Annotated in this window: 22 protein-coding genes and 1 riboswitch; of the genes, 11 read left to right on the forward strand and 11 right to left on the reverse strand. The window is 57.2% G+C overall.

Features of this window, described 5'->3' with window-relative positions; all coding sequences use genetic code 11:
• The 5 genes from BMZ23_RS02260 to BMZ23_RS02280 form a co-directional block, all read left to right on the forward strand.
• Window positions 1–198 (forward strand): transposase (locus tag BMZ23_RS02260; RefSeq protein ID WP_143069551.1); only part of this gene is annotated, 198 nt, incomplete at its 5' end.
• Window positions 199–485: 287 nt separating this feature from the next.
• Window positions 486–1283 (forward strand): class I SAM-dependent methyltransferase, encoded by a 798-nt coding sequence (locus tag BMZ23_RS02265; RefSeq protein WP_093472164.1) that lies wholly within the window; start codon window positions 486–488, stop codon window positions 1281–1283.
• Between the two features lie 161 nt (window positions 1284–1444).
• Window positions 1445–2164, forward strand: coding sequence for an FkbM family methyltransferase (locus BMZ23_RS02270; RefSeq protein ID WP_177197201.1), 720 nt, complete (start codon window positions 1445–1447; stop codon window positions 2162–2164).
• A 1-nt stretch (window position 2165) separates the two neighbouring features.
• On the forward strand, window positions 2166–3281 hold the full coding sequence (locus BMZ23_RS02275) for a glycosyltransferase (protein ID WP_177197202.1): 1116 nt from the start codon (window positions 2166–2168) through the stop codon (window positions 3279–3281).
• 1 nt (window position 3282) lies between these two features.
• Window positions 3283–4380: a glycosyltransferase family 4 protein gene (locus tag BMZ23_RS02280; protein WP_093472171.1), complete on the forward strand. Its 1098-nt coding sequence runs from the start codon at window positions 3283–3285 to the stop codon at window positions 4378–4380.
• A 17-nt stretch (window positions 4381–4397) separates the two neighbouring features.
• Here BMZ23_RS02280 and BMZ23_RS02285 read toward each other — a convergent pair whose 3' ends face one another.
• Window positions 4398–5537: a glycosyltransferase family 4 protein gene (locus BMZ23_RS02285; RefSeq protein ID WP_093472174.1), complete on the reverse strand. Its 1140-nt coding sequence runs from the start codon at window positions 5535–5537 to the stop codon at window positions 4398–4400.
• Window positions 5534–6844: a nucleotide sugar dehydrogenase gene (locus BMZ23_RS02290; protein ID WP_093473093.1), complete on the reverse strand. Its 1311-nt coding sequence runs from the start codon at window positions 6842–6844 to the stop codon at window positions 5534–5536. The genes BMZ23_RS02285 and BMZ23_RS02290 overlap by 4 nt, the downstream gene beginning before the upstream one ends.
• A gap of 240 nt (window positions 6845–7084) precedes the next feature.
• Here BMZ23_RS02290 and pilB point away from each other — a divergent pair, with 240 nt between their 5' ends.
• From pilB to BMZ23_RS02305, 3 genes are read left to right on the forward strand one after another with little or no spacing between them, the layout of a single operon-like run.
• A complete protein-coding gene (gene pilB / locus BMZ23_RS02295; RefSeq protein ID WP_093472177.1) occupies window positions 7085–8791 on the forward strand; it encodes a type IV-A pilus assembly ATPase PilB in 1707 nt (568 codons plus the stop codon).
• 3 nt (window positions 8792–8794) lie between these two features.
• Window positions 8795–10051 (forward strand): type II secretion system F family protein, encoded by a 1257-nt coding sequence (locus tag BMZ23_RS02300; RefSeq protein ID WP_093472180.1) that lies wholly within the window; start codon window positions 8795–8797, stop codon window positions 10049–10051.
• 3 nt (window positions 10052–10054) lie between these two features.
• Entirely contained in the window at window positions 10055–10927 is an 873-nt protein-coding gene (locus BMZ23_RS02305; RefSeq protein WP_093472183.1) for a prepilin peptidase, read from the forward strand.
• Window positions 10928–10950: 23 nt separating this feature from the next.
• Here BMZ23_RS02305 and cpdA read toward each other — a convergent pair whose 3' ends face one another.
• Window positions 10951–11763 carry a 3',5'-cyclic-AMP phosphodiesterase gene (gene cpdA, locus BMZ23_RS02310; protein WP_093472186.1) on the reverse strand — a complete coding sequence of 271 codons (813 nt, stop codon included), beginning with the start codon at window positions 11761–11763 and terminating at the stop codon, window positions 10951–10953.
• Between the two features lie 382 nt (window positions 11764–12145).
• The gene (locus BMZ23_RS02315; RefSeq protein ID WP_093472189.1) at window positions 12146–13276 is read right to left on the reverse strand and encodes a methyltransferase; all 1131 of its coding nucleotides are present in this window, start codon (window positions 13274–13276) and stop codon (window positions 12146–12148) included.
• A 100-nt stretch (window positions 13277–13376) separates the two neighbouring features.
• A riboswitch (TPP riboswitch) is annotated at window positions 13377–13471 on the forward strand.
• A gap of 72 nt (window positions 13472–13543) precedes the next feature.
• Here BMZ23_RS02315 and thiC point away from each other — a divergent pair.
• The 3 genes from thiC to BMZ23_RS02330 all read left to right on the forward strand — a co-directional run bounded on the left by thiC (window position 13544) and on the right by BMZ23_RS02330 (window position 16631).
• Window positions 13544–15427 (forward strand): phosphomethylpyrimidine synthase ThiC, encoded by a 1884-nt coding sequence (gene thiC / locus BMZ23_RS02320; protein WP_093472192.1) that lies wholly within the window; start codon window positions 13544–13546, stop codon window positions 15425–15427.
• Window positions 15428–15591: 164 nt separating this feature from the next.
• Window positions 15592–16206 carry an NUDIX domain-containing protein gene (locus tag BMZ23_RS02325; protein ID WP_093472194.1) on the forward strand — a complete coding sequence of 205 codons (615 nt, stop codon included), beginning with the start codon at window positions 15592–15594 and terminating at the stop codon, window positions 16204–16206.
• Window positions 16203–16631 carry a DUF1249 domain-containing protein gene (locus BMZ23_RS02330; RefSeq protein ID WP_093472197.1) on the forward strand — a complete coding sequence of 143 codons (429 nt, stop codon included), beginning with the start codon at window positions 16203–16205 and terminating at the stop codon, window positions 16629–16631. Before BMZ23_RS02325 ends, BMZ23_RS02330 begins: the two co-directional genes overlap by 4 nt.
• Before the next feature lie 517 nt (window positions 16632–17148).
• Here BMZ23_RS02330 and tadA read toward each other — a convergent pair.
• The 7 genes from tadA to rplU all read right to left on the reverse strand — a co-directional run bounded on the left by tadA (window position 17149) and on the right by rplU (window position 23382).
• Window positions 17149–17604: a tRNA adenosine(34) deaminase TadA gene (gene tadA, locus BMZ23_RS02335; protein WP_093472200.1), complete on the reverse strand. Its 456-nt coding sequence runs from the start codon at window positions 17602–17604 to the stop codon at window positions 17149–17151.
• 52 nt (window positions 17605–17656) lie between these two features.
• A complete protein-coding gene (gene cysN / locus BMZ23_RS02340; RefSeq protein ID WP_093472202.1) occupies window positions 17657–19561 on the reverse strand; it encodes a sulfate adenylyltransferase subunit CysN in 1905 nt (634 codons plus the stop codon).
• Between the two features lie 27 nt (window positions 19562–19588).
• On the reverse strand, window positions 19589–20506 hold the full coding sequence (gene cysD, locus BMZ23_RS02345; RefSeq protein ID WP_093472205.1) for a sulfate adenylyltransferase subunit CysD: 918 nt from the start codon (window positions 20504–20506) through the stop codon (window positions 19589–19591).
• 177 nt (window positions 20507–20683) lie between these two features.
• Window positions 20684–21445: a Nif3-like dinuclear metal center hexameric protein gene (locus BMZ23_RS02350; protein WP_281242298.1), complete on the reverse strand. Its 762-nt coding sequence runs from the start codon at window positions 21443–21445 to the stop codon at window positions 20684–20686.
• Between the two features lie 20 nt (window positions 21446–21465).
• Window positions 21466–22677: an Obg family GTPase CgtA gene (cgtA, locus tag BMZ23_RS02355; protein WP_093472210.1), complete on the reverse strand. Its 1212-nt coding sequence runs from the start codon at window positions 22675–22677 to the stop codon at window positions 21466–21468.
• A 113-nt stretch (window positions 22678–22790) separates the two neighbouring features.
• A complete protein-coding gene (rpmA, locus tag BMZ23_RS02360) occupies window positions 22791–23048 on the reverse strand; it encodes a 50S ribosomal protein L27 (protein ID WP_093472213.1) in 258 nt (85 codons plus the stop codon).
• A gap of 22 nt (window positions 23049–23070) precedes the next feature.
• Window positions 23071–23382 carry a 50S ribosomal protein L21 gene (gene rplU, locus BMZ23_RS02365; protein WP_093472216.1) on the reverse strand — a complete coding sequence of 104 codons (312 nt, stop codon included), beginning with the start codon at window positions 23380–23382 and terminating at the stop codon, window positions 23071–23073.
• Window positions 23383–23593 lie beyond the last annotated feature (211 nt).

Genomic DNA, 23593 nt, shown 5'->3' on the forward strand with positions numbered 1-23593 from the left:
ATTGAGCACTGCAAGGCGAGCATCCGCGCCAAGGTGGAACACCCGTTCCATGTGATCAAGAATCTGTTTGGCCACCGCAAGGTACGCTACCGGGGCATGGAGAAGAATCAGGCCCAGCTGTTCAGTCTGTTTGCGCTGGCCAATCTGGTATTGGCAAAGCGGTGTTATGCAACGACTGATGGGGTTATTGCGTCTTGAACCCCTGTAATGGGGTGAAAACAGGCCAAAATGGCCGGAATTGAAGGCGATTTTTGGGGCATTGTCGCCAAGAACAGGCTGGTTGCATCAAAAACTCAGTTGATCGGCGCGGGTGATGCGCAAATCTGATTTGATCAGCGTTTCCCTAATCTTTGTTCAATCGCACGGTAGTATTGGATTGGCTATTGCGGTCATTTGTGTCGAATGGCTACTGGCGCTTAGTGCGGTACTATTAATAGGCATTATCTCACCCTATTCGCTTAACCCTGACGAAGGAGTCGGGAACAATGACCAATAACCCCCCTCCCCGTCAGGCGCATCTGGCATTTCTGGATACCGTGCGCACCTATGAGCTGGATGTTGCCAGACAATACTTTCCAAACAGCCTGATTCAAGGTGAGCCATGTCAACTTCTGGAATTGGGAGCCGGGACCGGAGTACAAGCATCAAGATTATCTGCCCTCGGTTACAAGGTTTCAGCTCTGGAGGTCCAGGGTAGCAGTTATCGAGAAGTACGCTGCTTTGACATAGTTGAATATGATGGTGTGCATATTCCATTTCCCGATCAATCACAGGATGTCATATTCAGTTCGAATGTTCTCGAACATATTGTTGAACTGGATCAAGTACTCAATGAAACATATCGAGTGCTGTCACACAATGGCGTATGCATTCATCTGGTGCCAACGTCATCATGCAGGGCATGGACACTGCTGGCACACTATGTCTGGCTCATCCGACGAGCAATACAAAAGCTATTGGCGACCAGAAGCTCACTTGCTGCCAAGGAAGATGTACCGCGTATGCCGGATTCCACACGAGCATGGTTTTGGACACTGATCCCCATGAGACATGGTGAGCGTGGCAATACAGTGACCGAGATCTACTATTACTCACGCCATTTCTGGTCAAAGAAATTTAAAGATGCCGGCTTTGAAATTATAAAAATTGACTCAAATAGTATTTTCTACACCATGGCCAATGGGCTTGGATTACATCTAGGCATGAAACACAGGCGTTTACTATCAAGAATAATTGGCGGATCCTGCAATATTTACGTATTGAAAAAAAAGGTCAAAAACTGATGAATTATTCTTTGGGTTCATTTTTTTTCAGAAGCTTGAGGCGCCTTGGTATATTCACGTCCTTTGATGGTCGAATAAACATCTTCAAGTCTATCCTTCGGCGTACATTCAGACTGATCAATAAAGAAGTAACTATAGACGATTTTGATGGATCACTTCATATGCGGCTGAATCTTGCAGAGCACATGCAGCGACGAATTTTCTGGATGGGCTACTACAGTACCGATATTGTTAATCTGCTGAAAAAGAGTCTTTGGCCTGGGATGGTAATTATAGATATTGGCGCCAATATCGGTGAAATTACCATGGTAGCTGCCCGGCGGGTAGGGCCTGAAGGCAAGGTTATAGCCTTTGAGCCAGTAAGCGTGATTGCAGAACGCCTCTCCGAGCACGTTATAACCAATAATCTGACGCAGGTAATTGTAAAAAAAGAAGCATTGGGTACGGAGACTGGCAGGATGCCAATTTATCCGTCATGCGGCCAATATGTAGCTGATGAGAATCAAGGGTTGGCTAGCTTGTATGGAGAAAAATCTCAGCAGCAACCAATAGAATATGTTGAAGTTAACACATTGGATAAAGTAGCTGAATTGCATGATTTTTCACGGATAGACTTGATAAAAATTGACGTTGAAGGTGGAGAGTTAGCCTGTCTGCAGGGCGCCATGAATGTGCTACAAAAATTCCGGCCTATGCTGATTGTTGAGATTCAGGAATTCTCTGCTCATCAGGCTGGCTGGGAGGTGAACGAGCTCTTCGACTATCTCCGTGGGTTCGGCTATGAGTTCTTTAGCATTGGCAAGAAAGGTCGCTTGAGTCCATTGAACTTGAATGCTTTGGCAGACTTTCAGAATGTGTTCTGTAAGGCTCAAGGAGCCTGAGGTGAATAATCCCAGCGTATGTTTTCTCCTGTCCCGTTTTGCGGCAGGAGGGCTTGAGCGTGTGCAGACACACATTGCCGCAGGGTTTGCAAATACAGGGATAAATATCGAAGTGGTGGCGCGGGCAGTGGAGATTGAGGCATGCTCTCTTTTCAGGCCAGAGGTGCCAGTACGTGAGCTCGGTGGTGGGCGATTTTGCTTCGTATACAGACTGTTACGCTGGCTCCACAAGGTTCGACCGAATGTAATAATCACCAGTGCCAACGATATTGGCTGCCTTGTCTTACTATTACGCCGCCTGCTCTGGAAAGACAGCAAAATAATATGGACACAGCACCTGTCAATTTCTGGCCCACTTCGTAGCGCAAACACAACAAGAAGAATACGTCTATTTTTTGAGAAAGTAATGATGCGTTACCTGGTCCGACATGCAGACAGTGTAGTAGCTGTCACCAGATCAGTTGCCGATGATATGAGGCGCACGCTCGATCCAAACTTGTCTATCAGGGTTATATATAATCCGGTTATTGATCAGTATTTTGATACTCGAAGCAAAGAAGAGATCAACTGGCCGTGGGAGCCCAGTGAAACTCCTGTTGTTATTTTTGTAGGTCGACTGGCACGGGTCAAACGGCTTGACCTCCTGCTTCAAGCGTTTTCACTTTGCATTAAAAAGACACCAATAAAGTTACTGATTGTCGGTGAAGGCCCGGAGCGCGGGATGGCAGAGAAGCTTGCAAAAGAGCTTTGTTTGGGAGCGTCCTGCCAGTTTATTGGCCATAGTGACAACCCGCTGCCATGGATTCGTCAGGCTGACATACTGGTTTTGTGTTCAGACTCTGAGGGCTTTGGGCTGGTTCTGGTCGAGGCAATGGGCTGCGGCACACAGATAGTTGCTACAGACTGTCCAGATGGACCAGCTGAGATACTGGAAGGCGGGCGATATGGAAGACTTGTCCCAGTAGACAATGCTGTAGAATTGGCAGCAGCCATGCAAGAAGCCCTGCACTCCCCTTTAGCTGCGGAAGCAGAGCTAATGGCACGGGCCGCTGAGTTCAGCGTAGATGGTGCTGTGACACAATACCTGGATTTGATTGACCAGCTGACAAGGAAATAACTTGAATATCATCTTCGTCTGCAAGCGCTACTATACCGGCAAAGACGTCATCAGGCACCGTTTTGGTCGCTTATACGAAATCCCTACTCAGCTTGCACGCTTAGGGCACGATATACTGGTGCTCTGTCTTGACTATCGTAACAAAAACCATCAGGAAGGCTTCACAGAACAGTTTGGTTCTGGCTCGGTAAAATGGATAATTGTGCCAATTCGGAATATCCTTAATTTTGAATTCACAGCAAACTATAGAACAATAAAAAGCATGCAAGCCACGCTAATAATAGGCTCATCTGACATACCTTGCCTTTGGCTTTCTCGACACCTATCAAATTGCCTTGGCGCTTACTACATTGTTGATTTATACGACAACTACGAAAGCTTCGGACAAGCTCGCATTCCATGGTTCAAGCGCTCATTAAGGGCCAGCATTAAAGCAGCGAACGCGATTATCGTAGTCAGCTCAACTTTAAAAACAAAGATCATGAGGGATTATTCACCAACCGGCTCAGTTCTCGTTATGAATAATGGCATTGATGCAGGCAGTTTCTCTATAGGGGATCGTCTGGAGGCACGTATTTCATTAAGGCTGCCACTCCAGGGCAGATTGATTGGCACCGCTGGCAATCTGTCCCGGATGAAAGGCCTGGATACTGTCTACGATGCTTGGCATGAACTCCAAGAAACCACTGAAAATACTTATCTCGTACTTGCAGGAAAAACTGACCCTAAGCTTCCACTACCAACTGGGGAACGTGTCATTTATCTTGGAGAAATTCTGGAGAACGAGATTGTTCAGCTATTCCGAGCACTTGATGTTGGAATTGTTCCCGGACATGATTCCGCATTTGGCCGCTATTGTTTTCCGCAAAAGCTCTTCGAGATGATTGCCTGTGGTTTGCCAGTGGTGGCTGCCAAAGTAGGAGCTATTGAAGATGCACTACATATGAATCCAGCTATACTTTTCGCCCCCGGCGATCATAAAATCTTAGCGAAAACTATAAACTTACAACTAGAATATCCTCAGCTTCCAAATATCAAGCCCATGCAATGGAATGAGCTCATTCGAGATATTGAATCAATAATTAAGAATTTAATTTAATTTAATTTAACTATAAACTAAATCATTTCAGCCACCACGCCTTTCCCAAACTCGTCCCAAGCAAATCTATTTGCAAAGCCTTGTATTTTTATTTTTTCTTCAGGCTCTCTGATTAACCTCAAAACGCACTGACCAAGTTGTGTGTAATTTTTTTTGCTCACCAAATAACCCGACACTCCACAGCTAACTGCATCTACAACACCGCCTGTAGCAAATGCAACTGTCGGCAACCCATGTGCCGCAGCCTCTATGGCAACCATCCCAAACCCTTCCGGATCATCTGGAATATGGCGCACTGGGAATACATGCACATCAGCGGCTTCATAGACTGTCGCCAGCAGTGTTTGGTCGGTAATCACGCCCAAAAACCTGATGTTATTTGCAACACCGGATTTTTCTGCCTGTTGCTGAATGCTTTCGACAGTCTGAATCCCGGCCCCGAGAGAGTCCTTGGGTGCATCGCCAACAACCAGCAAAATCGCATTGGGCTCTGCCTGAACTATGGCTGGCAGGGATTTTTCCACAAACTCTCTGAGCCCCTTGCGGGTCGTCAGGCGGCCAACGGACAGCAGGATCTTCTTGCCGGTCAGACCGTGCTGTTCTTTGAATGCATTGATACTTTCCGCAGGCTGGGGTGCTTCAGGCAAGCTGACGCCAGGATAGACAATCGCAATCTTGCGTTCAGGTACACCCGCTACAAAAGTCAGCCCCTTGGTGGGTGTGCTATTGACTATTACCCTATCCATTCGCTTGAAAAACGGCACCCACAGGTTCTGGTAGAGTTTGCTACGCACTGTTATGTCAAAGCCATGCAAATATACCACCGCTTTGGCACCACAGAGCCTTGCGCTGAGCCAGGCCAGCGGTGCGGTAAGGCCGCTACCAGCAAGAACTACATCGGGGCGCCATGACAGGGCCAGCCAAAGCGCCTTGAGCATGGAAACCAGCAGGAACAATGGTAGCGGCCTGAGTGGCGCCTCTGTCAGCGCGACCTTTTCAGGCTTGATTGCTTTTGCCCCCCTGGGGCCTATAACCCTTACTTCAGAATATTTGGCCAGTTCATCCGCCATGTGCCAGTTAAGGCGTTCCATTCCCCCAACCAGTGGCGGCAAATTACGGGTAATCAGCAGTATTCGCCTGGGCTTTGCGTTATTCATGCCAGCACCACATTATTGCCGCCTGTAAAACGTCCTCGAGTGTCGACCAGCAGCCGTGCATGGCTGTGCAGCATTTCATAATCAAACGCATCATGATCAGTTGCTATCACCAGACAGTCAAAATGCCTGATGCTTTCCTCACTTAACGGCACTGACGCAAGGTCAAAGTGATAGTCGCGCTTTCTTGGGAATTCAGGCACATGCGGGTCCGAGTAAGCTACTTCCGCGCCCTTCTGCTCGAGCAATGACATAATCTCCACCGCTGGCGACTCCCGGGTATCGTCGATATTCTTTTTGTAAGCCAGCCCCAGCACCAGAATCCGGCTGCCTTTGACAGCCTTGCCCTGCTCATTCAAGGCATCTGCCACCTTTTGCACCACCCAGTGCGGCATATAGTGGTTGATCTCGCCGGCCAGTTCGATAAAGCGGGTATTGATACCGTATTCCTTGGCCTTCCATGTCAGATAGAACGGGTCGATAGGAATACAATGCCCGCCCAGTCCTGGACCGGGGGTATAGGGCACAAAGCCAAAGGGTTTGGTTGCTGCCGCCTGAATCACCTCATGGATGTTGATTCCCATGCGATCGGCAACAATTTTCATTTCATTGACCAGGCCGATATTCACTGCCCGGTGGATGTTCTCCAGCAACTTGCTCATTTCGGCTACCCGGGTGCTGCTGACCGGCACCGTGGTATTGATCGCCTTGCCATAGAGAGCCTGCCCCAGTTCCAGACAAACTGACGTGGTACCACCGATGACCTTGGGAATGTCTGCGGTTGTGTAGTGCGGGTTGCCAGGGTCTTCGCGTTCCGGCGAATAGACCAGTGCACAGTTATGGCCCGGAACAAATCCCCTGCTGCGCAAACGCGGTTCAATAATTTCCTCAGTGGTACCCGGCCAGGTTGTGCTTTCCAGGCTGAGCAACTGGCCTTCGCGAAAATACGGCAGTATCGCTTCCACCGTATTGATGACGTAGCTCAGGTCAGGTTGGTGGTGTGCGTCCAGCGGTGTGGGAACACAGATAATCTGTGCGTCCAGCCCTACTGTCAGAGAAAAATCTGTCGTGGCCATAAAGCCGGCCTTAAGTGCTGCCTGGATTTCAGCAGGTGTGATGCGCTCTATATAGCTGTTGCCGCTGTTCAGCAGTTCGGTCTTGTTGGCATCGATGTCAAAGCCGGTAACCTTTATTCCTGTTTCGGCAAAGCGCAGGGCCAGTGGCAGACCGACGTAGCCCAAGCCGAAAATGCCGACATGTGCTGCGCCCGCTTCCAGCCTGGAGGCCAGATTCTTTAGCAAAGGCGGCATTATTTGCATGCGCTCCGAATCCTGATTGGCGCTGGCTGTAGTGGGCATGGCAGTCCTTGCTGATGTTCATGTTTGCCGTGGATGATTACAAAAAAGACAGTGCTGGACAATAATGAAGACAGCTGCCTGATCCGAAGCAGGTACAAGGGTTTTTGCGCCGGCGGGGTGACCACAATACCGTGCATGTACTATAGTCGGCACAATAAACCTATAACACTGATGAGCAAGCGCGCATAACCCATGGATACCCCTGCCCTTTCCGGACTGGCCCAGCGACTGGTTGCAGCGCAATTGCTGGATCAGCCAACAGCGCTCAAGGCCAGCCAGCAGGCCAGTCAGGACAAGATTCCGCTGATTACCTATCTGGTGCAGCACAAGCTGACCAATGCCCGTGACCTGGCCATGCTCTGTGCCGAGGAATTCGGCTACCCCTATATGGACATTGGCATTCTGGACCGCGAGGCCCAGCCAGAGCGCGACCTGGTCAGCGAAAAGCTGATCCGCAAACACAATGTGCTGCCGCTGTTCAAGCGCGGCAGCCGTCTGTATATCGGCTTTAGCGACCCGACCAACCAGCAGGCCCTCAGCGATATCCAGTTCAATACCGGCCTGATTGTCGATGCCGTGATAGTCGATGAGGACAAGCTGGCCGTCACCATAGACCGATTTCTTGACGGCCCCTCTGGCGGACTGGGGGATGTTGGCGATGCCAGCCTGGATGATCTGGATATTCAGGCCGAGGACGAATCCGGCCCCAAGGAGGCCGAAGGTGATGGCGCGGACGACGCCCCCATTGTGCGCTTCGTCAACAAGATGCTGCTGGATGCCATCAAGATGGGCTCCTCCGACTTGCACTTCGAGCCCTATGAAAAACTCTACCGCGTGCGCTTTCGCACCGATGGCGTGCTGCACGAGGTAGCCAAGCCGCCGGTCCAGTTAGGCGTACGGATTGCCGCGCGCCTCAAGGTAATGTCGGCAATGGATATGGCCGAACGGCGCAAGCCGCAGGATGGCCGTATCAAGATGAAGATTTCCAAGAACAAGGCCATCGACTTTCGCGTTAACACCCTGCCCACCCTCTGGGGCGAGAAGGTGGTGCTGCGGATTCTGGATGCCGACAGCGCCAAGATGGGCATCGACGCCCTGGGTTACGAGGACGACCAGAAAAAAATGTACCTGGATGCCCTGGCCAAACCCCAGGGCATGATTCTGGTAACCGGCCCTACCGGCTCCGGCAAGACGGTATCGCTGTATACCGGCCTGAATATCCTCAATACCCATGAGCGCAATATTTCCACCGCCGAAGACCCGGTAGAGATCAACCTGGAGGGCATCAACCAGGTTAACGTCAACCCCAAGCAGGGGCTGGACTTTGCCCAGGCGCTGCGCGCCTTCCTGCGCCAGGACCCGGATATCATCATGGTCGGCGAGATCCGCGACCTGGAAACCGCCGAAATTGCCATCAAGGCGGCGCAGACCGGGCACATGGTATTGTCGACCCTGCACACCAACAGCGCCGCGGAAACCCTTACCCGTTTGCGTAATATGGGTGTACCCTCATTCAATATCGCCACATCGGTCAACCTGATCATTGCCCAGCGCCTGGCCCGGCGCCTGTGCAAGCAGTGCAAGCAGCCGATGGATGTACCCCGCGAGACCTTGCTGGCCGAGGGCTTTACTGAGGCCGACCTGGACGCCGGCCTGAATATCTATGGCCCGGTTGGCTGTGACCAGTGCAAGGACGGCTACAAGGGGCGGGTGGGCATCTATGAGGTGGTGAAGATCACCCCGGCGATGCAGCGCATTATCATGGAGGACGGCAATTCCCTGCAGATTGGTGCAGTGGCCGAAAGCGAAGGGTTCCGCACCTTGCGCCTGTCGGCCCTGCTCAAGGTTAAGCAGGGAATGACCAGTCTGGCTGAAGTCAACCGAGTGACCAAGGATTAAGTCATGGCCCAACAAACCGCTGCCAAACGCAAGCCGGCTGCGCCGCGCAAGGTCAAGCAGGTAAAGACCGTTCCCTTCAAGTGGGAAGGCAAGGACCGCAAGGGTGCCAAGTGCGGAGGCGTTATCGAAAGCACCGACGCCGCACTGGTCAAGGCCCAGTTGCGCAAGCAGGGCGTCAACGTCACCAAGGTGGCGCGCCAGTCGACCCTGTTCAGTAAAAGCAAGCCGATCAAACCACTGGACATTGCCTTCTTTACCCGCCAACTGGCTACCATGATGGCTGCCGGGGTACCCATCATCCAGGCCTTTGACATCATTGCCGAAGGCACCGAGAACGGTAACCTCAAGCGCTTGGTCAACGAAATCAAGACTGACGTAGGCGCTGGTAATACTCTGGCAGAATCCCTGCGTAAGCACCCCAAGTACTTTGACGACCTGTTCTGCAGTCTGGTCGAATCCGGCGAGCAATCCGGTCGACTTGAATCTCTACTTGACAGGATTGCCACCTACAAAGAAAAGACAGAAGCACTGAAGAAAAAAATCAAGAAAGCTCTGACCTACCCCATTGCGGTTGTAGTTGTAGCAGTAATCGTAACTGCCATTTTGCTACTCAAGGTCGTTCCGCAATTTGAGAGCGTGTTTGCAGGCTTTGGTGCTGACCTGCCGGCCTTTACGATGTTGGTAATTGCAATATCTCATTGGCTTCAGTCTTGGTGGTTCATCATCTTGATCGGATTGATAATTGTGGGTATTGCGTACAAGCAAATACATTTGCGATCCAAACCTTTTCGTGATGCCCAGGACCGAGCTCTGTTGAAGTTTCCTATCATCGGCCAAATCATTTATGAAGCGGCTGTGGCGCGTTTTGCACGCACATTAGCAACTACCTTTGCTGCCGGTGTACCTCTGGTGGATGCGCTGGACTCAGTGGCCGGAGCTGCCGGCAATGTGGTGTTCTACAATGCCACCATGAAGGTCAAAGAAGATGTCTCGGCTGGCTCGCAGCTGAACTTCTCCATGCGTACCACCAATATCTTCCCGGCACTGGCCATCCAGATGACCGGCATTGGTGAGGAGTCCGGCTCGCTGGACGACATGCTGGGCAAGGTTGCTGATTATTATGAGGCTGAGGTGGACAACAAGGTCGATAACCTGACCACCCTGATGGAGCCAATGATCATGGCCGTACTGGGTGTACTGGTAGGCGGCCTTATTATCGCCATGTACCTGCCGATCTTCCAGCTGGGTTCAGTCGTCTGATCCATGGAAATTCTGGCATATCTGGATACGTACAATCTGCTGCTGGTTACCCTGTGCGGGCTACTGGGCTTGGTGGTCGGCAGCTTTCTGAATGTGCTGGTGCACCGCCTGCCGCGCATGCTGGAGCGCGACTGGCGACAGCAGGCGCTGGAGTTCCTGTACCCGGAGCAGGAACAACCGGCGCAGGACACCTACAACCTGGTACTGCCGCATTCGCACTGCCCGCACTGCAACAGCAAGATCAAGGCCTGGCAGAACATTCCGCTGCTCAGTTATGTGCTGCTCGGTGGCCGTTGCGGCAACTGCCGCGAGCGGATCAGCCTGCGCTACCCGCTGGTCGAGGCGCTGACAGCGGCCCTGAGTATGCTGGTGGCCTGGCAACTGGGGCTGGGCTGGCCACTACTGGCGATGCTGCTGCTGACCTGGACGCTGATCAGCCTCAGCCTGATCGATGCCGACACCCAGTTGCTGCCGGACGTGCTGGTGCTGCCGATGCTGTGGCTGGGGCTGCTGCTGAACGCACAGGCGCTGTTTACTGATTTGTCCTCGGCAGTATGGGGCGCAGCCTTCGGCTATCTGAGCCTGTGGTCGGTGTACTGGGCATTCAAGCTGCTGACCGGCAAGGAAGGCATGGGCCACGGCGACTTCAAACTGCTGGCGATGATAGGTGCCTGGGGCGGCTGGCAGGTATTGCCGCTGACCATTCTGCTGTCGTCACTGGTGGGCGCGATACTCGGCATCATCATCCTCAAGGCCCGCGGCCAATCCAACAGCACCCCCCTGCCCTTCGGCCCCTACATAGCCATTGCCGGCTGGGTGGCCCTGCTCTGGGGTGATGTGATTACCCGCAGCTATCTGCAATTTGCCGGTTTTTGAGACGCACCACCGTTGTTGAGCAATCAATACCCGGTGGCATCAGGATCAGCAATAAACAGCCCTTCCGGCAGTCGTTCGACTGCGGTTTCGATACGGCCATCCGGGTACAGGCGCAGCCAGCGGTAGCCGGGGGACAGGGTGTCGGTGGCGAAGTCGTGACTGTGGGCGGCAAACTGCACACAGGTTGACGGACTGGCCAGCAGGCGGACATTACCGCGCAGGCTGTCGTGCTCCTGATGCACATGCCCCCAGAGCACGGCACGCACCTGGTTGCTGGCGTCTATGCGTGTCCAGAAATCATCGCGGTTCAACAGGCCGATCGGCTCCATCCAGTCACTGCCAATCACCACCGGATGGTGGTGCAGCATGACCAGCACATGGCGCTCGCCGGCAGTCGCCAGCGCCTGCTCCAGTCGCTCCAGCTGATCCTGCTGCAACAACCCCGGTACTGCGCCCGGGATACTGGTATCCAGCAGCACCAGCCGCCAGTTACCCAGATCTTCCCAGGCCGGCCATAACGCCCCGGCATCAGGCAGGCGCTGCATCAGGCGGGCATCGTCATGGTTGCCTGCCAGCCAGCGGCAGGGCGCTCCGAGCACGGCAACTTCCTGCAGAAAACGGGCATAGGCCTGCTCTGTGGCATCCTGGGCTATGTCACCAGTCGCCAGAATGCGGTCTACCTGGGGCTGTTGCTCACGCACCAGCCCCACCACGGCACGCAGACTGGCGCAGGTATCCATGCCAAGCAGGTCAGCGCCCGGTGTGGAATACAGATGGCTATCGGTGAGTTGTATCAGCGTCAGTGGTTCATACTGACTCAAGGGTGCGCCGGACATCCAGACGGCTCCATATTCTGGCAATGCCGCAATAATGACAATTGCTTCCGTTACAATCCAGTAACGATGTCACATTGCAGTGATTTTTTTGTACAAACCCAGCGCACGGCTGCGCCGTGCTGGCCGACTGAAGTCGGCGCTCCCAGAGGGCCGTGCCGCCAGCCAGCCCCACGCAGACACGGTGGTTTGCTTTTTGGGACCGCCGACTTGAGTCGGCAAAGCAGCCCACAAGGCTGCCGGTTTGGCTCTTTGGGCACGCCGAATTCATTCGGCAAAGCAGCCCGAAGGGCTGCCGGGGTTGGGACTCAGCGCGGCATCAAACAACCCCAGCGCACGGCTGCGCCGTGCTGGCCGACTGAAGTCGGCGTTCCCAGCAGTTGCGCTATGAGTTGCCGGCCTCAAGCACGACAAACTTGGGGTTCGCCGCCAACTGGCGCACCTGACGAAAGATTTTCTGCAGCGTCAGGTGATAGCCCAGATGCCGATTGCCGACCACCAGCAGGCGTCCCCCCGGCACCAGCGCCCGCTGGCTCTGGCGGAACAGGCGGCGGGCGATGCGGTCGCCAACCACCTGTTGCTGGTGGAACGGCGGATTGCACAGAATAAGGTCGCAACTGGCGGCGGTTGCCTCGCTAAGGCCGTCGCTAACGATAAACTCGGCTGTCCGGTCGGGGAAGGCTGCTTGAAAGTTCTGCCGCGCCGAAGCCACCGCGGCCCAGGATTCGTCAATAAAGGTCAGCCGCGCCTGCGGGTTGCGCCAGGCGGCCATCAGCCCGAGGGCGCCATTGCCGCAGCCCAGATCGACCACCCGAGCCTCTCCAAGGTCCGCTGTAATGCACGGCAGCAACACACGGGTGCCGATATCCAAGCGCTCCCGCGAGAACACGCCGGGGTGGTTGTGCAGGGTCAGTGGCGTGCCTTCCAGCGGGTAGCGGCTGTCCAGCGGCTTTGCGGCCGGTTGCAGCGCCGGATCGCGCCGGCATTGCAGCAGGCGGGCCTTTTTCCAGGCCAGTGAGGCCTGATAGGGCCCGATCTGCGCCGCCAGCAGATCACCGGCAGTTGGTGGCAGGTGCTTGAGCATGCTGCCGGCCAGCAGCAGGGCATGGTCCTGCAACTGCGGACGCAATCGCTGCAATTGGTCCTGCAGCAGGCTCAGGCTCTTGGGGATACGCAGCAGCACCTGGGCGTAGTGCTGGTCGGGTATCTGCTGGCTGTTGAAGAACTGCACCGCCTCTGCCGCCAGCCCATTGGCCTGCAGGTTGTGCTGCAGCGCCTGCCAGGCCATCCAGGAATCACCCCAGCTATGCACCTGCCGGCCTTGCAATGCCAGGGCGGTGGCCAGGCTGCCAAAGTTGTCATTGATCACCAGCAGCGGCGTGGCGGCGGGTTGCTCCTCGGCCAGCCGCGTCAGCAGGTACTGGTCGGCAGCATCAAAGGCCAGCAGGGTTGGCTCCTGGGTCGCTGGGTAACGCTGCAGGGGCAGTTCGGCAAGCTGGATCGGGGCATTTGACATGGCAGGGTCTGCGGCACGGGAAACGCGCAGTATAACAATGCGCCGACCGGCGGGCATTGGTCGGGCTGGTCGAGGCATGCGGGCTGGGCTATGCTGCCACTTCATCTTGACGGGGTGCCGTGAAAGTCGGCTGAGATTACACCCGTTGAACCTGAACCGGTTAGTACCGGCGTAGGAATCGAGATGCGTGTCTGCTGCGCGGCTGCCCTGCGCAGTGACCCCGCCGCTTCGGTTCCCTGCCTAGTTGCCATGCAGTGGAGCATAACAATGACCAGCAAGTTGCCTGATACCGCCATCGCCACCTCCGGTGCCGACAGCGCCGCCACCAAAGCCTTCCCCAATTCACGCAAGATCTATCTGACCGGCTCGCGTCCGGATATCCGCGTGCCGATGCGTGAGATCAGCCTGGCCGATACCCCGACCGACTTTGGCGGCGAGCAGAATGCCCCGGTGCTGGTCTATGACACCTCCGGCCCCTATACCGATCCGACGGTGCAGATCGACCTGCGTGCCGGTCTGGCCGATGTGCGCAGTGCCTGGATTGACGAGCGTGGCGATACCGACATCCTGCCGGGCCTGAGCTCCGAGTTCGGTCGTGCGCGTCTGGATGATCCTTCACTGGACCCGCTGCGTTTTGCCCATGTACGCACCCCGCGCCGGGCCAAGGCCGGGCGCAACGTGACGCAGATGCACTATGCACGTCAGGGCATCATTACCCCGGAAATGGAATACGTCGCCATTCGCGAGAACATGAAGCTGCAGGAAGCCCGCGAGGCCGGTCTGCTGGCTGCACAGCACGCCGGTCACAGCTTCGGTGCCAGCATCCCCAAGGAGATTACCCCCGAGTTCGTGCGCGAGGAAATCGCCCGTGGCCGGGCGATCATCCCGGCCAACATCAACCACACCGAGCTGGAGCCGATGATCATCGGCCGCAACTTCCTGGTGAAGATCAACGGCAATATCGGCAACTCGGCGCTCGGCTCCTCGATCGAGGAAGAGGTCGAGAAGATGACCTGGGGCATCCGCTGGGGCTCGGATACCGTCATGGACCTGTCCACCGGCAAGAACATTCACGAAACCCGCGAGTGGATCATTCGCAACTCGCCGGTACCGATCGGCACCGTACCTATCTATCAGGCGCTGGAAAAGGTCGACGGGATTGCCGAGAACCTGACCTGGGAGATCTTCCGCGACACCCTGATCGAACAGGCCGAGCAAGGCGTTGATTACTTCACCATTCACGCTGGTGTGCTGCTGCGTTATGTGCCGATGACCGCCAAGCGGGTCACCGGCATCGTCTCGCGGGGCGGCTCGATCATGGCCAAGTGGTGCCTGGCGCACCACAAAGAGAATTTCCTCTACACGCATTTTGACGACATCTGCGAGATCATGAAGGCCTACGACGTGTCTTTCTCGCTGGGTGACGGCCTGCGCCCCGGCTCGATTGCCGATGCCAACGACGAAGCCCAGTTCGGCGAGCTGGAAACCCTTGGCGAACTGACCAAGATCGCCTGGAAGCACGACGTACAGGTGATGATCGAGGGCCCCGGCCATGTGCCGATGCAGCTGATCAAGGAGAACATGGACAAGCAGCTGGAATGCTGTGACGAGGCGCCGTTCTATACCCTCGGCCCGCTGACCACCGACATCGCCCCAGGCTATGACCACATCACCAGCGGCATCGGCGCGGCGATGATCGGCTGGTTCGGCTGCGCCATGCTCTGTTACGTGACGCCCAAGGAGCACCTGGGGCTGCCGAATCGCGATGATGTGAAGACCGGTATCATCACCTACAAGATCGCTGCCCACGCAGCGGACCTTGCCAAGGGCCACCCGGGTGCGCAGATCCGTGACAATGCGCTGTCCAAGGCGCGTTTCGAATTCCGCTGGGAAGACCAGTTCAACCTCGGTCTCGACCCGGACACCGCCCGCGCCTTCCATGACGAAACCCTGCCCAAGGAATCGGCCAAGGTCGCGCACTTCTGCTCGATGTGCGGGCCGAAGTTCTGCTCGATGAAGATCACCCAGGAAGTCCGTGAGTATGCCGCTGAACAGCGCATCGAGGCGGTTGACCTAGCGGTCGAGGAGGGCATGAAAGCCAAGTCCGCCGAGTTCCGTCAGGCCGGGTCGCAGCTGTACCAGAAGGTGTAAGGCACCGGTGGCCCGCGCTGGCGGGCCACGGGCCCCACCCCCTCCGTCATTGCGAAGCCCACAGGGCTGAAGCAATCCATGCGGATTGCAAGAGTGACTGTCGCTTGCCCCACCCCCTGCCTTGCTTGTAGCTTGTAGCTTGCCGCTTGAGAAAGGAAGTTGCCGTGACCTTCACCACCGCCGATGTCGAGATCATCCAGCGCGATACTGCCTTTCAGGGCTTTTATCGGCTGGATGTGTTGCGCCTGCGCCATCGGCTGTTTGCCGGAGGCTGGGGGCCGGAGTTGCGGCGGGAGTTGTTTGTCCGGCATGACGCTGTCTGCGTACTACCCTATGACCCGGTTCGCAACAGCGTGGTGTTGCTGGAGCAGATGCGTATCGGTGCCATCGACAAGTGTGATAACCCCTGGATGATCGAACTGGTCGCCGGCCTGATCGACACCGACGAGCAACCGGATGAAGTGGCGCATCGTGAAGCCGAGGAAGAGGCTGGCCTGCAGCTGCGCGAGCTGATCCCGATTACCCGCTATTTCCCCTCCCCCGGTGGCAGCAACGAACGGGTCCACCTGTACTGTGCACTGGTCGACAGCCAGGGGGTTGGTGGCATCCATGGGCTGCAGGAAGAAGGTGAAGATATCCGTGTCAGTGTCTGGCCGCTGGATGAGGCATTGGCGGCGCTGGAGCAGGGGCGTATCGACAATGCCGCCAGCATCATCAGCCTGCAATGGCTGGCGCTGCATGCTGAGCGACTGCGTCAGGCTGCCGGTGTCGGGCAATGAAACGGCCACGCCATCAGATTGACCTGAGGGGCCTGCAGGCCAGCTGCGAGGCCAATTACTGGCGCCTGTTGCGCCTGCTGCCTGCCGCGCCCGGGGTCAGCCGGGTTGTTGATGCCGAACAGTCTGGTCAGCGCAGCCGATTAGTGCTCGAAGTGCTTGAGCGATGCCCCTACACCACGCGGGTTCGGCTGCAGTCGGAGCAGTCCCACTGGTTCTGTACCTTACCGATGGAGGTGTGCCTGTACCACGACGCCGGTATGGCCGAAGTGGTTCCGGCAGCCGGTCGCCGGCAATATGAAGGCAGTTACCCCTATCCCAACCGACAGATGCTGCAACCCGACGAAAAGCTCCAACAGAACCGTTTTCTGGGTGAATGGCTGGGGTTTTATCTGAGTCATGGGCTGGCCGCCGAAAGTATCTGGTAACACCCTCAGCGCCCTTAAACCCCGGCAGCCCTCTGGGCTGCTATGCCGAATGAATTCGGCGGTCCCAAAAAGCCAAAGCGGTTAGCGCTGGGCTGCCGGTGTGCACGGTCCTCTGGGACCGCCGACTTTAGTCGGCCAGCATGGCGAAGCCATGCGCTGGGGGGGGGGGGTAGCCGGAGCGCTGAACCCCGGCAGCCCTGCGGGCTGCTATGCCGAATGAATTCGGCGGTCCCAAAGAACCAACTCGGCAGCCCTCTGGGCTGCTTTGCCGAATGAATTCGGCGGTCCCAAAGAACCAACTCGGCAGCCCTCTGGGCTGCTTTGCCGAATGAATTCGGCGGTCCCAAAGAACCAACCCGGCAGCCTCTGGGCTGCTTTGCCGAATGAATTCGGCGATCCCAAAGAACGAATTCGGCGTGCCGAAAAACCACTGGGCTGCCGGTGTGCACGGTCCTCTGGGACCGCCGACTTTAGTCGGCCAGCATGGCGAAGCCATGCGCTGGTGTGTGTTGGCCCCTCACCCCCGGCGATCGCGGAAGAAGGTTTTCAGCAGGTCGCTGCACTCCTCCGCCAGCACCCCGCCATCGACCTCTACCCGGTGATTCATCCAGGGCTGCGCCAATACCTGGGCACGGCTGACCACGGCACCGGCACGCGGCTCACTGGCACCATACACCAGGCGGCGAATACGGCTGTGCACCAGCAGCCCGGCACACATGGTGCAGGGCTCCAGGGTCACATACAGCGTGGTATCCGGCAGACGGTAATTGGCATCAGCGGCGGCGGCCGCACGCAGGGCGACCATTTCAGCATGGGCGCTGGGATCATGACTGCTGATTGGCTGATTGAATCCGCGACCGATCACCTGACCATCGCGCACCAGCACAGCACCCACCGGCACCTCGCCGAGCGCTGCGCCCTTGCGGGCTTCGGCAATGGCTTCACGCATAAAGTCGATATCGGCCGGCTTCATCGGGGTATTCCGCAGCGCCCCGGCCCGTGCAAGCACAGGCCGGGGCAAGGGCTCAGATCAGCGAACGCTGGCGCAGCAGCTCAATCACCTGACTGACGCAGCTGTCCAGATCCTGCTCAGCGGTATTCAGCAGCAGATCAGCATCGGTCGGCGCTTCATAGGGGTAGGACACCCCGGGAACCGTGCCCTCCACATTCGCCGCATACAGCCCGGACGGATCGCGGGCCTGACATACCGACAGCGGTGCATCCAGGTGCACCAGCAGGCAACGGTTGCCGAGAATATGCCGGGCAACCGCACGGCTTTCCTCGGTCGGCGCGACAAAGGCACCCAGCGCAATCAGACCCGCCTCATTCATCTGCCGGGCAATACGCGCACCCTTGTGCAGATTCTCGGCACGCCCGGCAGCGTCCTGACTCAGCCCCTTGGACAGGTCCTGACGCAGCACCTTGCCGTCCAGTACATAGCAGGCACGGCCGGTATCAAACAGCTTGCGTTCAACCGCATAGGCCAGGGTGCTCTTGCCACTGCCGGACAGACCGGTAAACAGCACGGTCACAGGCTGCTGGCCAAAGCGTTCGGCACGCTCGGCGGCGGTCACATGGGCCGAGGTGCCGTGCTTGCTGCCGGTGTTCTGGCCGATCAGGCCCTTGGCGACGATCATCCCGGCACCCACGGTGCCATTGGTCATGCGGTCGATGACGATAAAGGCGCCGGTGGTCCGGTTGCTCTGGTAGTCATCAAAGGCAATCGGCCGCTCCAGCGACAGCTCGACCCGGGCAATCTCGTTCAGTGCCAGCTCACCGGCACTCTGCTGTTCCAGGGTGTTGACGTCGATCCGGTGCACGATACGGGTAAAGGAGCCCGGACTGTAGCTGGTGGCCCGCTTGATATCGTACTTGCGGCCCGGCTGCATCGGCTGCTCGGCCATCCACACCAGAGTCGCCTCGAACTGGTCACCCAGCACGGCACGGTTGTCCACATGGGTCAGCAGATCGCCACGGGAAATGTCGATCTCGTCTTCCAGGGTCAGGGTGACTGCCTGACCGGGGCCGGCACTCTCCAGCTCGCCGTCGTAGGTGACAATGGATTTGACCCGGCTGCTCTTGCCCGAAGGCAGCGCCACCAGCTCATCGCCCTTGTGCACCACGCCAGAGGCGATGGTGCCGGCAAAACCGCGGAAGTTCAGGTTCGGTCGGCTGACCAGCTGTACCGGAAAGCGCAGATCGGTGAGATTGCGGTCAGCGGCGATCTCGACGCTTTCCAGAATCTCCATCAGGGTCTGGCCGGTATACCAGGGGCTGCGCTCGCTGCGGTTGACCACGTTGTCGCCCTTCAGCGCCGACATCGGCACGAACTGCACACTGTTACCGTCAAGCAGCTCAAGCCCCTTGGCGAACTCCCGATAGTCGGCGCAAATCTGCTCGAATACGCCCTGATCGAAGTCCTTCAGGTCCATCTTGTTGACCGCAACCACGATATGCTTGATACCCAGCAGTGAGGCGATAAAGCTGTGACGCCTGGTCTGGGTCTGCACGCCATAGCGCGCGTCGATCAGAATAATCGCCAGATCACAGGTCGAGGCGCCGGTGGCCATGTTGCGGGTGTACTGCTCATGGCCGGGGGTGTCGGCAATGATGAACTTGCGCTTGGTGGTGGAGAAATAGCGGTAGGCCACATCAATGGTGATGCCCTGTTCGCGCTCGGCCTGCAGGCCATCCACCAGCAACGCCAGATCCACCTCTTCACCGGTGGTGCCGACCTTCTTCGAATCCTTGGTAATCGCCTCCATATGATCCTCGTAGATCATCTTGGAGTCGTGCAGCAAACGCCCGATCAGCGTGCTCTTGCCATCGTCAACGTTGCCGCAGGTAAGAAAACGCAGCAGCTCCTTGCGTTCGTGCTGGGCGAGGTAAGCGAGAATGTCTTCGCTGATCAGTTCAGATTGGTGACTCATGTAATTCTCTCCGGCCGCATGCCGCGCTTAGAAGTAGCCTTGACGTTTCTTTTCTTCCATCGACCCGGCGGAGTCGTGGTCGATCACCCGGCCCTGACGCTCGGAGGTCTTGGCCAGCAGCATTTCCTGAATGATCTCCGGCAGGGTGTCGGCGCTGGATTCGACGGCACCGGTCAGCGGGTAGCAGCCCAGGGTACGGAAACGCACCATCTTCTTCTGGATGCTGGCCTTCTGTTCCGGCGTCAGGTATTGCAGGATGCGCTCGTCATCGATCATCACCAGAGCACCATTGAGTTCGACCACCTCGCGCTCGGCGGCGTAGTACAGCGGTACGATCGGAATGCTTTCCAGATAGATGTATTGCCAGATGTCCAGCTCGGTCCAGTTCGACAGCGGGAACACACGGATGCTCTCGCCCTTGTGCACCTTGCCGTTGTAGATATTCCACAGTTCCGGGCGCTGGTTCTTCGGGTCCCAGCGGTGGTGCTTGTCGCGGAACGAGTAGACGCGCTCCTTGGCACGGGACTTCTCTTCGTCGCGGCGTGCGCCACCAAAGGCGGCATCGAAACCGTACTTGTCCAGCGCCTGCTTCAGGCCCTGGGTCTTCATTACGTCGGTGTGCACCGCGCTGCCGTGGGTAAACGGATTGACGTTCTGCGCCAGCCCTTCGGGGTTCTGGTGCACCAGCAGGTCAAGGTCCATTTCCTCGACCATCTTCGCGCGGAACTTGTACATTTCCTGGAACTTCCAGCCGGTATCCACATGCAGCACCGGGAACGGCAGCTTGCCGGGATAGAAGGCCTTGCGCGCCAGATGCAGCATCACGGCGGAATCCTTGCCGATCGAATACAGCATCACCGGGTTCTGGAACTCGGCAGCCACTTCACGAATGATGTGGATGCTCTCGGCTTCCAGCTGCTTGAGGTGGGTCAGTTTTTCCAGCATGACGATCTCACTGAAGTAGGCGGACACAGGGGCCCGGAAAGTCGGCTCGCGGCATTGTAGCAAAGGCAGTTGCTTATAATAAGACGGAAAGATAGAACCTTATGGCATATGAATATATGGAAACGGCGGAGGCCGGGGCCGCTGATCGCACCCCGAATTATTGCGCCTGACTGCCACTCAAACCGGATTATCAATATCGATAAAGCGGTGTTCGATGCCGAACTGCTGCGCCAGGTGCTCGCCCAGTGCCTTGACGCCGTAGCGTTCGGTGGCGTGGTGGCCGGCGGCGAAGAAGTGGATGCCGTGCTCACGGGCCAGGTGCACGGTAGGCTCGGAAACCTCCCCGGTGATGTAAGCGTCTACCCCCAGCGCGATGGCCCTGTCGATATAGCCCTGGGCAGCGCCGGTGCACCAGGCGATGCGCCGGATCGGTCGATCGTTGCCAGGAATATGCAGGGGTGTGCGCTGCAGACGCTGGGCAAGCTGTGCGGCCAACTGCTCGCCGCTCAGCGGTGCTGACAGCCGTCCCTGAAGTCCAACCGAGCGCGGGTTGTCCGGCTCCAGCCCACCCTCAATCTGCCAGTCCATCAGTTGTGCCAGCTGCACGTTATTGCCCAGCTCGGCATGCACATCCAGCGGCAGGTGGTAGGCGACGAGATTGATGTCATGCTGCAGCAACGCCTTGATGCGCCGCTGCTTGATGCCGGTGAGTGGCGACGACTCGCCTTTCCAGAAGTAGCCGTGGTGCACCAGCAGCAGGTCGGCTTGCGCGGCAATCGCTGCATCGACCAGTGCCTGACTGGCGGTCACCCCGCTGACAATGCGCCGAACCCGCTCACCGCCCTGTACCTGCAGGCCGTTCGGGCAGTAGTCGGCAAAGGCTGCCGAATCCAGCAAACGGTCACAGTAATCCAGCAGCTCACGGGTATCGATCATCAGGCACCTCTGTCAGTCACCAATCAACGAACGTAAATGATCTCCGGACCATCCTCGTCGTCGCCATCATCCTGGTCATCCTCTTCCTCGTCGTCCTGCAGCAGCCCCTGCTTGCGCAGGGCGCGGCGGTCGTCGAGGGCCTGGATGTGGGCGCGAGCTTCCTCTTCAATGGCCTTGTCGAGGGCTGCCACTTCGGCGGCGTATTCCTCGTCCTCGACCATACGCAGATCCCGCTCGTCCAGCCAGTTCATCACCGCCTGTGCCAGCTCGTCAGTGCCCTGACGTTCGGCCGCAGAAATCACGAATACCGGCCCTTCCCACTCCAACCGCTCGACCACGTCATCCAGCACCGCCTGCTGCTCATCCTCCAGCAGCTGGTCGCACTTGTTCAGTACCAGCCAGCGCTCGCGCAGGGTCAGTGCCGGGCTGAACTTGCCCAGTTCATGGACAATGGTTTCCACCGCCTCGACCGGGTCGCCCTGATCCAGCGGCGCCATGTCTACCAGGTGCAACAGCAACCGGGTGCGCGACAGGTGCTTGAGGAAGCGGGTACCAAGACCGGCGCCCTCGGCAGCGCCTTCGATCACGCCAGGAATGTCGGCGATAACAAAGCTGCGCATGCGCCCGACATCCACCACCCCCAGGTTTGGCACCATGGTGGTAAAGGGATAGTCGGCCACCTTCGGCTTGGCGGCTGATACCGCGCGGATCAGCGTGCTCTTGCCGGCATTCGGCAGGCCCAGCAGGCCCACATCGGCCAACACCTTGAGCTCCAGCTTGAGGTCTCGCAGCTCTCCCAGGCTACCCTGGGTCGTCTGCCGTGGCGCGCGGTTGACGCTGGACTTGAAGCGGGTGTTACCCAGCCCGTGCCAGCCGCCCTGGGCAACCCGCAGACGCTGGCCTGCCTCGGTCAGATCACCAATGACTTCCTGGGTGCCCGCGTCAATCACTGTAGTACCGACCGGAACGCGCAGGGTCATGTCCTCACCCTTGGCACCGGTGCAGTCCTTGCTGCGGCCGTTTTCGCCACGCTGGGCGTTGAAACGCCGGGTATAGCGATAATCCACCAGGGTGTTCAGGTTGGCATCGGCTTCCAGCCAGATCGAGCCGCCATCGCCGCCGTCACCGCCATCGGGACCGCCCTTGGGAATGAACTTTTCGCGACGGAAGCTCATGCATCCGTTGCCGCCATCACCGGCCTTGACCGTGATGGATACCTCATCAACAAATTTCATTGCTCTCCCCTCCCTGACGGGATGGGTTTATGGAAGAAGGCCTGCACCCTTGCGGGCAGGCTACAAACAAAAAAGCCCCGTCGCAAGACAGGGCTTTTTTCGATCGGGGCGGATCAGGCAGCTACGATGTTGACGTAGCGACGACCGAACTTGCCCTTCACTTCAAACTTAACCACGCCGTCAGCCTTGGCGAACAGGGTGTGATCCTTGCCCATGCCGACGTTTTTGCCGGGGTGGAACTCGGTGCCGCGCTGGCGAACAATGATGTTGCCGGCAGCAGCAGCCTGGCCGCCAAACATTTTGACGCCAAGTCGTTTGGATTCTGAATCGCGGCCGTTACGCGTGGAACCGCCTGCTTTTTTGTGTGCCATGGATATCTACTCCTGAATCGGCTTAGGCAGAGATGCCGGTAATCTTGATTTCGGTGAACCACTGACGGTGGCCCTGACGCTTCATGTGGTGCTTGCGGCGACGGAACTTGATGATCCGGATCTTGTCGCCACGGCCATGGGCGCTGATTTCAGCAGTCACCTTGGCGCCTTCCACGACCGGTGCACCGATCTTTACGTCATCACCGTTGCCAACCAGCAGAACACGGTCGAACTCGATGGTGGCGCCGGTTTCGGCATCCAGCTTCTCGACCTTCAGGTATTCGCCTTCAGCGACCTTGTATTGCTTGCCGCCGGTAACAATCACTGCGTACATGTTGCTTTCTCCGTAATCCTGCTCACCCGGCACTTAGGTATGGTGGTTATTGGCCGGCATGGCTGCAAGTGTACCCGCCCATCGGGTGCGACCTTGCCATTGTCAAAACAGGGATGCTGTCAATCGGTTTTCAAGGCGGAGGATTCTACGCAAAGGGATGCAGCAACGCAAGACTGCAACAGGCAATTCTGCAGACTGACAAAGCCCGTGC

Source organism: Halopseudomonas yangmingensis (assembly GCF_900114825.1).
In the GTDB taxonomy this organism is placed as follows: domain Bacteria; phylum Pseudomonadota; class Gammaproteobacteria; order Pseudomonadales; family Pseudomonadaceae; genus Halopseudomonas; species Halopseudomonas yangmingensis.